Below are 14,067 nucleotides of genomic sequence, written 5' to 3'. Positions count from 1 at the left end.
AAGGATGCTCATTCAGTAAACTTAACTATTCGCTATTATACGCCATTTAGTTAATGATTAATATTAGCTGATGCAGGTCTCGCAGTGTGTTAGCATTCGTTACACTATAAAAAATATCAGAACCTAGGACACACAAGATGAAAGATCCTATTTATCAACACATTTCTGAAGTGAAAGACGCGGTAAGCGAAGTACTTGAGCATGCAAAAAAGTTGGGTGCTACTGCTGCAGAAGCGGCGATGTCGAGCACGTCAGGTTTGTCTGTTAGTACGCGCATGGGCGAAGTTGAAACAATAGAGTTTAACCAAGATGGTGGCTTAGGTATCAGTGTTTATGTGGGTAACAACAAAGGCTCTGCTTCAACAGCCGATTTAAACCCGAAAACATTACGTACAGTGGTCGAAAAAGCCATTGATATTGCAAAGTTCACCTCTGACGACCCATTTAATGGTATCGCTGATAAAGAGTTACTTGAATTTGCACCTCAAGATTTAGATTTATACCACCCGTGGGAAGTAAGCCCTGAGCAAGGTGTGGAGTTTTGTCATCAAGCAGAACAAGCGGCGCTGAATGCCGATGAGCGCATTGTAAATTCAGATGGTGCGAGTTTTTCATCTCACCAAGGTTTACGTGTTTATGGTAACAGCCATGGCATGATTGCAGGTTACCCTCGTACGCGTCACAGCATTAGTACGATGGTGATTGGTAAAGATGGCGAGCAAATGCAGCGCGACTCGGCTTACACTATCGCGCGTCATAAAGATGATTTAAACGACGCTGCAAAAGTAGGTCTCGAGGCAGCAAACGAAACCTTGGCTAAGCTTAACAGCCAAAAGCTCGGTACTATGAAAGTACCTGTAATTTTTAGAGCAGATATTGCCAACTCATTATTCGGCCATTTAGTGTCGGCGATTGGTGGCGGTGCGCTTTATCGTAAATCAAGTTTCTTGCTTGATAGCTTAGGTACTAAAGTATTCAGCGATTGTGTGAATATCTCTGAACGCCCGCATATATTAAAAGGTTTAGCGTCTTCGCCGTTTGATGCTGAAGGTTTAAAAACCGTAGATCGTGAAATTATTCAAGGCGGTGAACTGCAAACTTACCTATTAGCAAGCTATGCAGCACGCAAACTGTCGATGGCACCAACGGGTCATGCTGGTGGTATTCATAACTGGCTAGTAGAACAAACGCATGCTGACTTAAAAGCACTCTTAAAAACCATGGGCACAGGTTTATTAGTAACTGAACTTATGGGCCAAGGTGTGAACACGGTAACCGGTGATTACTCACGTGGAGCAGCAGGTTTCTGGGTTGAGAATGGCGAAATCCAATACCCAGTAAGTGAAATCACGATTGCTGGTAACTTAAAAGATATGTTTAAGGCCGTTGTGGGCTTAGGTGGAGACATCGAGCGCCGCGGCGGTATTCAAACAGGCTCTGTGTTGATTGAACAAATGCAGGTTGCTGGTAGTTAATTCATAAATAACTAATCATTTTTTAAAAGCCTCACTTTAGTGGGGCTTTTTTATTTGAAAAAGCGCTTTACCTAAACTTAACTTGAGGTTTTATCTTGGTGGCAGTTTAAAAATAAAAAGGAAAACTACCATGTATTTAGAACACGTAAACCTTGTTGTTAGTAATGTTGATGCCATGCTGCACTTTTATAAAGCCGCATTCCCGCACTGGCGCGTGCGAAGCCAAGGTGACAGCAAATGGTCTGGTAAACCGCGCAAGTGGCTGCACTTTGGCGATGATCACCAATATCTTGCATTAAGCGATAACGGTGAAGCTGAAAACCGTGATTTAGCAGGGCACCAGGTGGGCCTTGCTCACTTTGCTTATGTGACAAACGATATTAATGCGGTAATTGAACGTCTTGTTTCAGCCGGTTATGAAATAGATAAACACGGCCCAGAAAACCCATATCGTAAAAATGCATATTTCATCGACCCTGCAGGGTTTGAAGTTGAGTTTGTAGAGTATTTTAGTGATATCCCGAGTGAGAGGAATAATGACTTGTGAAGGAGCTGTCAGTTTTGAGCAGAGCGGTGTTGTTTTTAGGTCTTTACCAAAGGCCAGCCTCGTAGGAGGTACTTTAGTGCCGAAAATATGAGGAGCTGTCAGCTTTCAGCCGTCAGTTTTGAGCCGAGCTGTGTTGTTTGTAGGGCCTTTACCAAAGGCCAGCCTCGTAGGAGGTACTTTAGTGCCGAAAATATGAGGAGCTGTCAGCTTTCAGCCGTCAGTTTGAAGCCGAGTGGTGTTGTTTGTAGGCCTTTACCACAGGCTTACCTCGTAGGAGGTACTTTAGTGCCGAAAATTTGAGGAGCCGTCAGCTTTCAGCTGTCAGTTTAGAGCCGAGCTGTGTTGTTTGTAGGGCCTTTACCAAAGGCCAGCCTCGTAGGAGGTACTTTAGTGCCGAAATTTGAGGAGCCATCAGCTTTCAGCTGTCAGTTTGAAGCCGAATTGTGTTGTTTGTAGGTCAGGCATAGGTTGATGGAATGGCGTTGTATATAAGACGCGCCAAGCAAGCGTGACGCCTACGGTGTAGGAGGTGTTTTTAACGCCGAACAGCTTTATTTTATTCACGGCTAAAGCCGTTCCCACGTTGATGTAGGCGTGAAATTTATTTCGCGCGAAAATAATTGCACAAAGAGAAAAGAATGAGAAAGTGATAATAGTGCTTTTTTGTTTTCTCTTCAGCGCAGCGTCTCATGATCTCTTTGTGATACTTTGGTTTTCTCTGTGTAGCGCGAAGCGCCTCTTATTCTCTTTGTGAGATTAGATGCCTTTGATGTAGGTCGTGCTTTAGCGCGAAAATACTTGCACAAAGAGAAGTGAATGAGAAAAGAATGAGAAAGTGATAATAGTGCTTTTTTGTTTTCTCTTCAGCGAAGCGCCTCTTGGCCTCTTTGTGAGATTAGATGCCTTTGATGAAGGCGTGAAATTTATTTCGCGCGCATTCTTGTAGGTCGTGCTTTAGCGCGTCATTGATGAAACGTATGCAATATCTTGTCGCCATAAATGACGACCTACATTAACATAATCGCACCTCACAACTTTACTGCACTTTATTCATCTCTTTCCAACTGGCTTTTAGGCTGTTGGCAAAGCTGATGAATTTTTCTTTCATGGTACGTTTAACTGAAATCTCGACTGAGCCTAGCCATACATTACCTTCAATAGTGATGGTTGGGCCTTGGCCTTTATTTAAGGCGACTGATTTATTCTCTACGCTGCCAATAAAGCTAAACAGTTTAGATACCACATTTACATGTTCTGGCACGTAGATTTCGTCGTTACCTAAAATACAGTTTACGTAAATGGTGACGTGCTGATGTTGGAAAATTGCTTCGCTAAAGTCGAGTTCGATTGAACCTAAGCAGTTTGTTAGGTGAATTTCTTTTGGTACTACCCATTGGCCGCTGCGCTCATTTGAACCCAAAATACTACGAAGCTGCAGGCTTTCGTTGTCGTTGCTGTGGCTGTAGTGAGGTTTAAATTGCGCATGCTTATGCGATTTGTAGTCAATATCCGCTTTCAGATCTAAATCAGCAACCAGTTCAACCAATACTTCATTGCTGGTGGCTGCCATTGCCTGATCTAGTCGGCGTTCAAATGCTTCGGCTGAAATAACAGCATGACTGTAGTTATAAATGAGTTGATCAATGACTTCTTCTTTTACTTGATCGATTGGGCGATCTTCAAGTTTAACGGCCATGGTAGTTCCCTGTTGTGATTTTAAAGGTGATTTTTTAGTTATTAATTACATAGCAAAGCTTAGGCCAAAGTTTATTTTTTATATAAATCAATGGTTTGAATTTTTGTGCTAATAAGCAACTTCGTTAAATTAACCACAGATTAATAAAATCAGCAACTAAGTGGCCATTTTTGCAACATCGTGAACTTCTTACCGAGCAGCTTGTAAATCTTTACCTAAATGAATATAAATAGCCGCTGAATGAGTGTTTAACTTTCTGAAAATAAACAAATAAATAGTTGGCATCATAGTCGCATTAGTAAAAGTGTCTTAAATCAAAAGGAGAAGATTATGAACACTTTTAACAAATCTATGATTGCCGCTTTAGTAATTGGTGCAACTAGCATGTCAGCTCAGGCAAGCAGCTGGGAAAATGAAAGTAAAGATGCTTGGATTGATGGTAAGGCAGAAACTGTGCTTCTTATGAACACAAACCTTAACAACTTTGACATCAACACTGATGTAACGAATGGCAAGGTTGTACTTACAGGTAAAGTTGATAGCGAATTAGATAAAGAGCTTGCTGAAGAGCTAGTTCTTAGCCTAGACGGTGTTAGCTCTGTTGATAACAAACTAACTGTTGTTAAAAACATGAAAGCTAAGCACATGAAATCAGATAAAGCTGATTCAGCAGAAAGCGACTTAACCGACGCAAAAATCAGTACTGTAATCACGACACGTTATTTATTTAACTCAGAAGTTGGTGGTACAGACATCGATGTTGATACTGACATGGGTGTAGTAACACTAAAAGGTACTGTTGAGTCTGATGCAGAAAAGCAATTAGCGGTAAGCATTGCAGAAAATGCTGAAGATGTTCGCAAAGTAATCGATGAATTAACGATTGTTGCTGAATAATAGCAAGCCCTATATAGCCCAGCTTTGGCTGGGCTAAGCTTTTTTCAAGGAGTGAGTCATGGATTTAATACGTATTATTTTATCGGTTTTAATTCCACCACTTGGCGTATTTTTACAGGTAGGTTTAGGTGCGCAGTTCTGGATTAATATTCTTTTAACCTTATTAGGGTACATTCCAGGTTTGATTCATGCTGTGTATATCATCGCTAAGCGATAATCACCGCATTAATCTACAAGGATGGGTAATGGAGCACAGCAAGGAAGGGCTGTAGGAGTAACGGACGATAAACCGCAAGGAGTTTACAGAATGGATAATGTAACAACGCACAAAGGACAACAAGGAAGTAATAAGGCGTTATGGAGTAGCGCACAATGGCAACGCTTTATGGATAAAGTGAACGGAGATGACAGCAAGGAATAAGCTTAGGCAGGAGCCAAACAGGATGAAGCTAGCGTAAGGAGGAGACTATATGGAACAAGTACAAACGCAACCAACACAAGGATTGACCAACAAAGGAGTTGCTTTATGGAACAAGCAACAGTGGCACGAATTTATGGAACACGCGAAAGCGGTTGCGCCACGACTAACAGGGAAGGCTGACGATAAAAACCCGATGTCATCTTCAGGTGACATCGGGTTTTTAACTACTTCAGCAATTTATCTTTATAACTTAAATTGATTCACCGTCTTATTTAAAGCGGCTGCCAATTCATTCAAATCACGTGCTTCATCCGCCAATTCATGGGCATGATCCGCAGTGCTATTCACTAAGTGATTAATCGCTGCCAAGCTATTGTTAATATCTTCTGCAACCACAGTTTGCTGCTCAGTCGAAGTCGCAATTTGATGACTTTGATCTTGCACATTTGTCACTGATTGCGCGATATCTTGTAGAGCTTGCAATACAATTTGTGTTTGCTCAACTGAGCCTTCAGCACGTTCTTGACCTTGTTGCATCATAGTCGACGCTTGCTGGGCAATTTGCTGTAAGCGGCTGACCATATTGCGAATATCATCCGTAGACTCTTGCGTTCTGCTTGCCAATGAACGAACTTCATCAGCAACAACAGCAAAGCCTCGACCTTGCTCGCCAGCACGGGCTGCTTCAATTGCTGCGTTCAGTGCTAGTAAGTTAGTTTGCTCTGCAATCGAGTTGATAACATCAACTACCGCACCGATATTGCCACTTTCTTGTTCAAGACCCGCAACCACTTTAGACGCTTCACCAATATGGCTTGCAAGGGCGGTCATCACTGACTGAGCTTGAGTAGAACGTTTCGTACCGTCAACGGTAATGGTTTGCACTTCTTCAGCGGCATTATTGGTGTGCTGGGCATTACGCGAGATTTCCATCACTGTAGACGCCATTTCGGTTACTGCCGCACTTACACTATCAACTTGCTGCTTTTCTTGCTGAATTTCATCGTTGGTTTTTTGCGATACAATTTTTAACTGGCTCGCAGCTTGGCTTAGTTGCTCAGCCTGCGCAGCAGTATTAAGCATCATTGCACGAAGTTTATCGATGAAGGTATTCATGTGATGAGCAAGCTGGCCCACTTCATCATTACTCTTGATTTCGATTTTTTGTGTTAAATCGCCATCACCTGATGCGATATCACGCATGATGTAAGTTAGCTTAGTCAGCGGCTTGGTGATCATTTGCGTGGCCCAGAAGATCATCGCAATGATAATCGCAAGAATGATGATCACTGAGGTTGTGGTTGTCATCACCGCATCATTTACTGGTTCATCAATCATACTGGTCGGAATTAAAATACCCACGTACCAATCAAGATAAGGGGTTTCTAGCTCAAGGCGGTTGTATACAACGTAATATTGCTCACCTTTGAATGTAACGAAGCTGCTGCCATCTTTTTGGCTTTTCATCGCGCGGTTTAATTCGCTAAAGCCTGATGTGTCGCTAAATTGTTTTTCGAGGGCATCTAAGCCTTCTTTGCCATTCGGACCTTCGTCAGTCACAGATAGCTTGTGGCCAGTGCGCTTAGATAAGTGCACAACCTTTTGGTTACCATCAAGTAAGAAACCAAAGCCTTGGCCATTAAAGCGAATTTCTTCAACCATGTCGTTGATGTTGTTTAGCTGTAAATCAACACCACCAAAACCAACAAGTTTATTTTGTTTGTTATAAACAGGCTGTTGTACAACTGCAGAGGCATTACCTGTGGTTAAATCCACAGAAATAGGACCAACATACAACTTATTAATTTTTAAGGCATCTTGCCACCAACCGCGTTTGTAAGCGTAATATGGTTGGCCATTATAAGTGGCTGTGCGCTCGTTTTCTTTGAAATACTCACCTGTTGTTGCTGATGCAAAGAAGGCTGATAAGATGTTGTCATCGTTGCCACTGATACGCACAAAATCTTGATTAACGCTGTCGTATCCAGGTTGGTTATCAAGACTTTGGTCACGTTCAGTCCAATTGTCGAACCAATTCACTAAATGCGGATTTGTAATGAAGGTTTGTACCACTTTACCGTATTTGGCAAAGTAACCTTGCATTGAAAGTCGCTCACTCTGTAAATAGCTGTCGGCTTCGCGTTGAATAGCTTGGCGCGATAGGTCAGCAATATGGCTAACAAAAAAACTAGACGCGATGATCAGTAGTACACTTATCGTCCCGCCGATGAGTAGTAATATTTTTTTACGTAAAGAGAGGTTATTTAACATAGATGCACGTGTTTTTATTATCGGGTAGAGTTATCTATCTAATCATATTTGCACCCAAATCGCTACACCGTTAAGCGAACGTTAATAATAATTTCTAAGAGGTAGTTGGATAAATGAGTTCTGAAAATAATAAACTGGTCGTTTTAGGTGCAGGTTGGCTTGGTAGTGCGCTTTGTGTTGAGGCAAAAGAATTAGCGTGGCAAGTGCAAGGCACACACCGTAGTAGCGAGCACGAACATGACTTTCAGCGGCAGTTTGCGCTTGAAGGCGATGTACTTAAACATGATGTTTCACTTGGAGATGCATGGTGGGTATGTGCAATTCCACCGCGTAGTCGTAGTTCAGAAAGTAATTATTTAGCCACTTTGCAAGCAGGGCTTGAGCTTGCCAAGCAACTAAATTGCAAAGGCTTTATTTTATGTTCTTCGACGGGTGTTTACCCAGCTGATAATGGTCATTATGGCGAAAGTACAGCAATTAATTGCCAATCAGCGCGCCAGCAACTGCTATTTGATGCTGAGCAGTTAGTGCTAAATGCCGGTGGTAAAGTATTGCGTTTAGCGGGCCTTGTTGGTCCTGGGCGCGACCCAGGTAAGTTTGTTGCAGGTAAAGAGCTGTCTAGCTCAAGTCAGCAAGTGGTAAACATGGTACAGCAGCAAGATGTGATAGCGGCGATTTGTTCAGTACTCGAAAATTGGTCTAGTGCTAGCAGCATTTATAATGTGGTCAATCCGGCGCATCCTAAAAAAGTAGATTATTACCAACAAAAATGTGCTGAGCAGGGCAATCAGCCACCGACCTTTACTAGCCATGATAAAGGCGAGCGTATCATTGATGGCTCGGCGATTGAGTCACTGAGTTTTCGTTATCAAGCGCCTATTTAGCTACTTTTTAAAAGTAAGGTGGCCGCCTAGTCGATATTTACTGCCCGGTGAGACTAAGCGCGCAAAGCTTACAATACCTTGCGATGACCATGTTCGGCGGATCACTTGTAAACATGGCTCTTCGTTGTAAAGATTGAGCCATTCGCACATTTCTTGATTGGGCATAATCGCTTCAACCGTGTGGCGAGCCTCGGTAAGCGGGGCGTTTTGAGATAAGTATTCATGGGGTGTTAGGCTGTGAAAATCTTGTTGTAAGTAGTCTTTAGCAAGAGCGGGGTTCACAAAGCGTTCTTCAACTTGCAGTGGGTGCTCGTTTTCATTGTGCACAATTACACTTCGATAAACATGGCTGTCGACTTCGACACCCAAAGCAATCGCGATTGGGGCAATAGCGCTGATAGATTCCATCACTAAAATCGTACAACTGTAATTGCTGTTTCGCGCTTTAACTTCATCGGCAATGTTTTTTATTTCTAGCAACGATGATTGTGATTTGAAGCTGGCAACAAAAGTACCTTGGCCTTGGCTGCGGGTTAAAATACCGGCATCGGTTAACTCACTGAGTGCACGCCTAGCTGTCATGCGGCTAACTTGAAATTGACTGGTGAGTTCGTTCTCTGAAGGGACACGGTCGTTTTCTTGCCATTCTCCCGATTGAATATTTTCCAGAATGAATTCTTTTATTTGCGCAAACTTAGGGACGCTCATTATGAAAAGTTTATTTATAAGTTAACAATATGTTACAGGGTGACATAATTTCCTTGTATATACAAGATGAGTTGATAAACTTTAAGCAAATTTAAATTTAGGCTCATACTGAGCCTTTAGCAAGCATCAAGATAGGTGAAAAATGCACACAACCAACAATGATCAAGCGCTCTGGGATTTACTGATCACAGATGCCAATATCGCCACAATGGATCCTGCTGTTGATGCACCATACGGCGCCATTGAAAATGCAGCGATTGCCGTTAAAGATGGCAAAATTGCCTGGTTAGGTGCACAAACCGATTTACCTAAATTTGACGCGTTAGCAACGCCAACTGTCTCTGCTAAAGGGCAGTGGTTAACACCAGGGTTGATTGATTGTCACACTCACTTAGTGTTTGCCGGTAGCCGCGCAGAAGAGTTCGAGCAGCGTTTGCAAGGTGTTAGCTACGAACAAATCTCTGCAAACGGTGGCGGTATTGCAAGCACCGTACGTGCAACCCGCGAAGCCGACCACGAAACATTGTTTGTTAGTGCTAAAGAGCGCTTAAATGCGTTATACGCAGAAGGCGTGACAACTGTCGAGGTTAAATCTGGCTATGGTCTTGATTGCGAAAATGAAATTAAACTACTCGAAGTAGCTCGTTTACTCGGTGAAAATCACCCGGTTGATGTTAAAACCACGTTTTTAGGTGCGCATGCATTACCGCCTGAATATAAAGGCCGTAGTGATGAGTACATAGAGCTTGTTTGCGGTGAGATGCTTGACCGTGTTGTTGAAGCTGATTTAGCTGATGCCGTTGATGCTTTTTGTGAAAACGTAGGCTTTAGCAACGAGCAAACTCGTCGCGTTTTTGAAGCGGCTAAAAAGCACAACTTACCGGTTAAGTTGCACGCTGAGCAGCTATCTAATCAACATGGCGCAGAGCTTGTTGCAGAATTTAATGGCTTATCGGCAGATCATATTGAACACTTAGATGAAGCTGGCATTCAAGCAATGGCCAAAGCGGGCACTGCGGCGGTATTGTTACCAGGTGCATTTTACTTTTTACGCGAAACAAAGTATCCGCCAATTGAACTACTCCAGCAGTACCAAGTTCCGATCGCCATTTCAACCGACTTCAACCCTGGAACTTCACCATTATGTTCATTGCACTTAATGATGAATATGGCGTGCACTATTTTCCGTATGACACCAGAGCAAGCATTAGCTGGCGTAACACGAAACGCCGCGGGTGCGTTAGGTCTTGACGATCGTGGTGTGTTAAAAGTGGGGGCTCGGGCTGATATTGCTCATTGGCAAATATCCCACCCAGCACAATTAAGTTACCAATTCGGCGTAAATAAACTGTTAAATCTGTGGATTTTGGGTAGACTTAGTTAGATAAGTTTTATTACGCAGTTTGGATTACATGTCATTGATTTTTAGTTTAGCGAGTAGTAGCACGCAACTCGTAAATTTAACAAGTGATGTAGTGCCAGTGTTTTTAGCTGGTAGCGTTTTTATGGCAATGATCTGTGCCCTATGCGTAACCCAAAACCCTATTTTAAGACTAAGCCTAGTCGTTAATGGCGTACTAGGTTTAGCTATTTTAAGCTTAGGATTACCTTGGCTGGTGATCTTACTTGCTTTAGCTTTATGCTTTCATTTATGGCAAGCATTTCGCACCACCAATTGGTTTGCCATAATATTGAGTGTCTCTGCCGCTATTTCGTTTGCGGTTTTATACTCTGCCCACCTATTACTCGATACAGCCTTATATTGGCTTGTTTTCTCGGTAGTTATTTTATCTATCTCAGGATTTTTTAATTACGAAGAGCCCGAAGAAGATGAGCAGGTTGAAGTAGAACCGCTCCATAACGATGATTTAGATGCTGCTCCACTGACTGGTTTACCAGACCGTAATGCGCTCAGAAATAGCTTTGTTGCATGGGCTGAAGAGCATTCGGCAAATTGTGCATTAGTGATGATCCGCCTTGAAGGCTTTAACGATGTTAACCAGCATATTGGTCGTGACTTTGGTGATTTATTATTAGCGCAATCGGCCACACGTATTAAACAGCAACTCAGTGTTGATGCTGTGCTGAGTATGACAGGTAACACCGCAAATACTGAAAAACTGGCGCATTTAGGGGGCTTAAACTTTGCCTTTATTTGCTCACTCGAAGAGCAAAAACACCTTCATGAGCAGCTGATCAGCCAAATTAGGCAAGTCACATTAAAGCCATTCAACGTTGCTAATTGTACGATTGAAGTTAAAGTACGCGCCAGTTACGTGAACTGTGACGAACCTGAATACAGCTTCGAGAACCTAATTTCATTTGCCAACCTTGCCCTTGATTCAAACCCAGAGCGAGAAATTGTGCCTTATCACCCACAAATGATGATTGAGCAACTAGAGCAACAGGCACGCCTACGCGAATTAGCTCACTTAGATTTTGCCAGCGAACTTGAGCTTTATTTTCAGCCGGTTATTCGTAATAGCGACGAGCAAATTGAGTTTTTAGAATTGCTGCTACGTTGGCAGCATCCAAAACAAGGCATTCTTTCGGCGAACAAATTCATTGATGATATTCGTGTCGCAGGCCTAAGTTACCCTGTGGCAGCATATGTTATTGAACGTGCTGCTGAGCTTGCTATGGCACTGCGTATGGAAGGCATTGAACTGCCACTTAGTATTAACGTGTTTGGTCCAGAAATGCTGCACGAAGAGTTCATTGAATTTGTTGACCGCATTATGACTGAGCACCGCTTAGAGCCGGGTGATTTAATCATAGAATGCCCGCTCGATCTATTTATGAGCCTAGACGACCAAGGTAAAGCCATGGTCGCAAGGCTAAATAGTATTGGTATTAAGCTGTGTATCGATGGCTTTGGCGATACGCCTATTTGGCTTGCTAAGCTGCCTAATCTTAATGTTGAGTATATTAAAGTAGCGGCTTCGCTAACCGCTGATTTTGCCCATCAAAGCCAAGTTCGTAGCCTAGTCTCTGGCATGGTGGATATGCATAATCAAAATAATGCCAAGGTGATTTGTGAAGGGGTAGAAACACTAGAGCAACTTAAATTTGTTAAGTCGTTGAACACCTACGCCGCCCAGGGTTATTACTTTAATTACCCGCTTAGCAGCGTAGGCATGATGTCGTGGTTAAAACAATGGCGGTTAGAGCATCAGGGGTAAGTTAAAGCCGTCAGCCGTCAGCCGTCAGCTATCAGATTGGAAGTTAGTGAGTTGCTTGACTCGTTACATCGCGTTTTATCTCGAACCTTACTGCCCATAAGAGTCGCGGCATAAAGCCGCTGCTACAGGTAGGCGTGAAACTTGTTTCGCGCGTCTGACAGCTGAAGGCTGAAAGCTGACCGCTTCTATGTGTTGAGTATCGCTTCGTTCGAGCCGACCTCCCCAAAAAACAGTCGTTCCATCGCGCTTTGTCTCGAATCTTGCTTCCAGTTTAAGGGGCGCGGCATAAAGCCGCTGCTACAGGTAGGCGTGAAACTTGTTTCGCGCGTCTGATCGCTGAAGGCACAGAGCTGACCGCTTCTATGTGTTGAGTATCGCTACGTTCAACCCACCCCACAAAAATCAGTCGTAACCTCGTTTCTCGCTTCTTTCTAACTTGCCTCTCTCGCTTGCAAATACGCATTCACTAGGGCGGTGATTATTTGGCCTGCGTCATTCATGCCTGCTTCTAAGCCAACTGGGTGTTGCGACGGGGCGCCTTCGCATAAGTGGAGGTAGCGAGCTGTTGTTTGGCTGGCAGCTAAATGCACAAAGTGTTCGGCATCACTCACACTGAAGCCACAATTGGTGTATGCACTAACCGGCATTAATGAGATGCTGTCTAGGTCGACTTCGACTCCAAGTGGCGCATTATCAAACTGAGCTAATGCGTGTTTACATGCCGAAGATAAATCGACTTTGCGACGTACTTGAATGTCTTGGTAACTATCAAACGTGAAGTTTGCGTTTGTCAGGGCATCCATAATCGCTTGGTTATTTTTAAATTCGTGTAACCCCATCACATGATAGTCAGCAAGGTGGTTTTCGCTGTACGCATACCTAAAGCCATTGCCGCTATGACGGCCTTCACACTCTCTGAAATCAGCATGAGGGTCTAAGTTGATAGCGTTGACTGGTTTACCATGTTGCTTACTAAGGGCACGTAAAATACCTAAGCAGTTGTTATGGCCGCCACCGATTACAATTGGCTCAAGGCCTGCTGCAAAAATCATCGCAAGCACCTGCTCAACGCGGGTGTCTATATCAGCGCATAATTCACGTAGTTTGGCTAAGTCAGCGTCGTTTTTATTATCAAGGTCAGCAGCTTGTTGGTTTAAGTCATCAAGGGCAACTTCGCCGAGTAATAACACGCGCTCATGATTTAAAAACTGGTTATGCGTTTGGTTTAAAAAGCGCTTTAAAAATGCTTGCCACGCTTGCCCTGAGCCAGCGTTACCTAAGTTAGCGCGAGGACCAATATCTTCACATACGCCAACTAAAACATAGCGAATACCAAATTGTTTTGCATCGATGAGTGCTTGTGGAGCGTTAACTTGAGTGTCGAGAAGGGCAAGGGCTTGCCAAGCTTTTAGTTCGTTAGCGCGGCGAGTACATAAGTGCTTTACCGCCGCTTCATCATAAATTTTAAGGTAGTTTGTCACCGAGATTAGTCTTCTATTATTTCTAACTCTAATTCTTCAGCAGATAATATAATACCGGTGCTATCAGCGTAAACAAAGTCGTCATCAAAGAAAGAAACGCCTGCGAAGTTAACGCCAATGCCGTCTTCACCTGCACCTTCACTATCGGCAGCAACAGGAATAGAGGCAATTGCTTGAATGCCTAAGTCTAGCTCTTCAAGTTCATCAACATGGCGAATGGCACCGTAAACGATAATGCCTTGCCAGTTGTTTTCTAATGCGATTTCAGCCAGCTCTATATCAATAAGGGCGCGTCGGGTAGAGCCACCACCATCAATCAATAACACGCTGTCGGTGCCATCGGTTGATAAAATTTCGCGGATCAGCTCGTTATTTTCAAAGCATTTAACGGTTTTTACTCGACCACTAAAGCTTGGGCGTCCACCAAAATTGATAAACATTGGTTCGAGCACATCAACCACATCTGGAAAGTGGTCGCATAAATCAGAAGTGCTGTAATCCATTT

Annotated in this window: 13 protein-coding genes; 8 read left to right on the top strand and 5 right to left on the bottom strand. The window is 43.3% G+C overall.

Annotated features, from left to right (window positions below; translation table 11 throughout):
* Positions 1 to 137: 137 nt before the first annotated feature.
* Positions 138 to 1,475, top strand: a complete 1,338-nt coding sequence (pmbA, locus tag KQP93_RS15265; RefSeq protein ID WP_217875083.1) for a metalloprotease PmbA — start codon at positions 138 to 140, stop codon at positions 1,473 to 1,475.
* A 130-nt stretch (positions 1,476 to 1,605) separates the two neighbouring features.
* Positions 1,606 to 2,022, top strand: a complete 417-nt coding sequence (locus KQP93_RS15260; RefSeq protein WP_217875082.1) for a VOC family protein — start codon at positions 1,606 to 1,608, stop codon at positions 2,020 to 2,022.
* Positions 2,023 to 3,058: 1,036 nt separating this feature from the next.
* Here KQP93_RS15260 and KQP93_RS15255 read toward each other — a convergent pair.
* Positions 3,059 to 3,718, bottom strand: coding sequence for a LiaF domain-containing protein (locus KQP93_RS15255; RefSeq protein ID WP_217875081.1), 660 nt, complete (start codon positions 3,716 to 3,718; stop codon positions 3,059 to 3,061).
* 330 nt (positions 3,719 to 4,048) lie between these two features.
* Here KQP93_RS15255 and KQP93_RS15250 point away from each other — a divergent pair, with 330 nt between their 5' ends.
* The 3 genes from KQP93_RS15250 to KQP93_RS15240 all read left to right on the top strand — a co-directional run bounded on the left by KQP93_RS15250 (position 4,049) and on the right by KQP93_RS15240 (position 5,295).
* Positions 4,049 to 4,615, top strand: a complete 567-nt coding sequence (locus tag KQP93_RS15250; RefSeq protein WP_054563315.1) for a BON domain-containing protein — start codon at positions 4,049 to 4,051, stop codon at positions 4,613 to 4,615.
* 58 nt (positions 4,616 to 4,673) lie between these two features.
* Positions 4,674 to 4,832 (top strand): YqaE/Pmp3 family membrane protein, encoded by a 159-nt coding sequence (locus tag KQP93_RS15245; protein ID WP_064971745.1) that lies wholly within the window; start codon positions 4,674 to 4,676, stop codon positions 4,830 to 4,832.
* A gap of 253 nt (positions 4,833 to 5,085) precedes the next feature.
* A complete protein-coding gene (locus tag KQP93_RS15240) occupies positions 5,086 to 5,295 on the top strand; it encodes a hypothetical protein (RefSeq protein WP_054563317.1) in 210 nt (69 codons plus the stop codon).
* Here KQP93_RS15240 and KQP93_RS15235 read toward each other — a convergent pair.
* Positions 5,280 to 7,307, bottom strand: a complete 2,028-nt coding sequence (locus tag KQP93_RS15235) for a methyl-accepting chemotaxis protein (RefSeq protein WP_217875080.1) — start codon at positions 7,305 to 7,307, stop codon at positions 5,280 to 5,282. The genes KQP93_RS15240 and KQP93_RS15235 overlap by 16 nt on opposite strands.
* 113 nt (positions 7,308 to 7,420) lie before the next feature.
* Between KQP93_RS15235 and KQP93_RS15230 the strand changes: the two genes are divergently transcribed.
* Positions 7,421 to 8,191 carry an NADP-binding protein gene (locus KQP93_RS15230; protein WP_217875079.1) on the top strand — a complete coding sequence of 257 codons (771 nt, stop codon included), beginning with the start codon at positions 7,421 to 7,423 and terminating at the stop codon, positions 8,189 to 8,191.
* On the opposite strand, the gene hutC is transcribed toward KQP93_RS15230, so the two are convergent.
* Positions 8,192 to 8,899, bottom strand: coding sequence for a histidine utilization repressor (gene hutC, locus KQP93_RS15225; RefSeq protein ID WP_217875078.1), 708 nt, complete (start codon positions 8,897 to 8,899; stop codon positions 8,192 to 8,194).
* A 142-nt stretch (positions 8,900 to 9,041) separates the two neighbouring features.
* On the opposite strand from hutC, the gene hutI reads away from it, so the two are divergent.
* Together hutI and KQP93_RS15215 are read left to right on the top strand one after the other, a co-directional pair.
* On the top strand, positions 9,042 to 10,283 hold the full coding sequence (gene hutI, locus KQP93_RS15220; protein WP_217875077.1) for an imidazolonepropionase: 1,242 nt from the start codon (positions 9,042 to 9,044) through the stop codon (positions 10,281 to 10,283).
* 121 nt (positions 10,284 to 10,404) lie between these two features.
* A complete protein-coding gene (locus KQP93_RS15215; protein WP_217876800.1) occupies positions 10,405 to 12,081 on the top strand; it encodes a GGDEF domain-containing phosphodiesterase in 1,677 nt (558 codons plus the stop codon).
* A gap of 431 nt (positions 12,082 to 12,512) precedes the next feature.
* Here KQP93_RS15215 and KQP93_RS15210 read toward each other — a convergent pair whose 3' ends face one another.
* On the bottom strand, positions 12,513 to 13,562 hold the full coding sequence (locus KQP93_RS15210; protein WP_217875076.1) for a formimidoylglutamase: 1,050 nt from the start codon (positions 13,560 to 13,562) through the stop codon (positions 12,513 to 12,515).
* A 5-nt stretch (positions 13,563 to 13,567) separates the two neighbouring features.
* Positions 13,568 to 14,065 carry a ribonuclease E activity regulator RraA gene (gene rraA / locus KQP93_RS15205; RefSeq protein WP_217875075.1) on the bottom strand — a complete coding sequence of 166 codons (498 nt, stop codon included), beginning with the start codon at positions 14,063 to 14,065 and terminating at the stop codon, positions 13,568 to 13,570.
* Positions 14,066 to 14,067 lie beyond the last annotated feature (2 nt).

The sequence above is a fragment of the Pseudoalteromonas shioyasakiensis genome, assembly GCF_019134595.1.
Classification (GTDB): Bacteria; Pseudomonadota; Gammaproteobacteria; order Enterobacterales; family Alteromonadaceae; genus Pseudoalteromonas; species Pseudoalteromonas shioyasakiensis_A.
Note: the sequence above shows the minus strand (reverse complement) of the source record. Positions and strands in the feature narration are given on the sequence as shown.

Bases quoted from the DNA above. Each gene is read 5' to 3' on its own strand.
- pmbA (WP_217875083.1), top strand. From the start codon at position 138: ATGAAAGATCCTATTTATCAACACATTTCTGAAGTGAAAGACGCGGTA.
- KQP93_RS15260 (WP_217875082.1), top strand. From the start codon at position 1,606: ATGTATTTAGAACACGTAAACCTTGTTGTTAGTAATGTTGATGCCATG.
- KQP93_RS15255 (WP_217875081.1), bottom strand. From the start codon at position 3,718: ATGGCCGTTAAACTTGAAGATCGCCCAATCGATCAAGTAAAAGAAGAA.
- KQP93_RS15250 (WP_054563315.1), top strand. From the start codon at position 4,049: ATGAACACTTTTAACAAATCTATGATTGCCGCTTTAGTAATTGGTGCA.
- KQP93_RS15245 (WP_064971745.1), top strand. From the start codon at position 4,674: ATGGATTTAATACGTATTATTTTATCGGTTTTAATTCCACCACTTGGC.
- KQP93_RS15240 (WP_054563317.1), top strand. From the start codon at position 5,086: ATGGAACAAGTACAAACGCAACCAACACAAGGATTGACCAACAAAGGA.
- KQP93_RS15235 (WP_217875080.1), bottom strand. From the start codon at position 7,307: ATGTTAAATAACCTCTCTTTACGTAAAAAAATATTACTACTCATCGGC.
- KQP93_RS15230 (WP_217875079.1), top strand. From the start codon at position 7,421: ATGAGTTCTGAAAATAATAAACTGGTCGTTTTAGGTGCAGGTTGGCTT.
- hutC (WP_217875078.1), bottom strand. From the start codon at position 8,899: ATGAGCGTCCCTAAGTTTGCGCAAATAAAAGAATTCATTCTGGAAAAT.
- hutI (WP_217875077.1), top strand. From the start codon at position 9,042: ATGCACACAACCAACAATGATCAAGCGCTCTGGGATTTACTGATCACA.
- KQP93_RS15215 (WP_217876800.1), top strand. From the start codon at position 10,405: ATGGCAATGATCTGTGCCCTATGCGTAACCCAAAACCCTATTTTAAGA.
- rraA (WP_217875075.1), bottom strand. From the start codon at position 14,065: ATGGATTACAGCACTTCTGATTTATGCGACCACTTTCCAGATGTGGTT.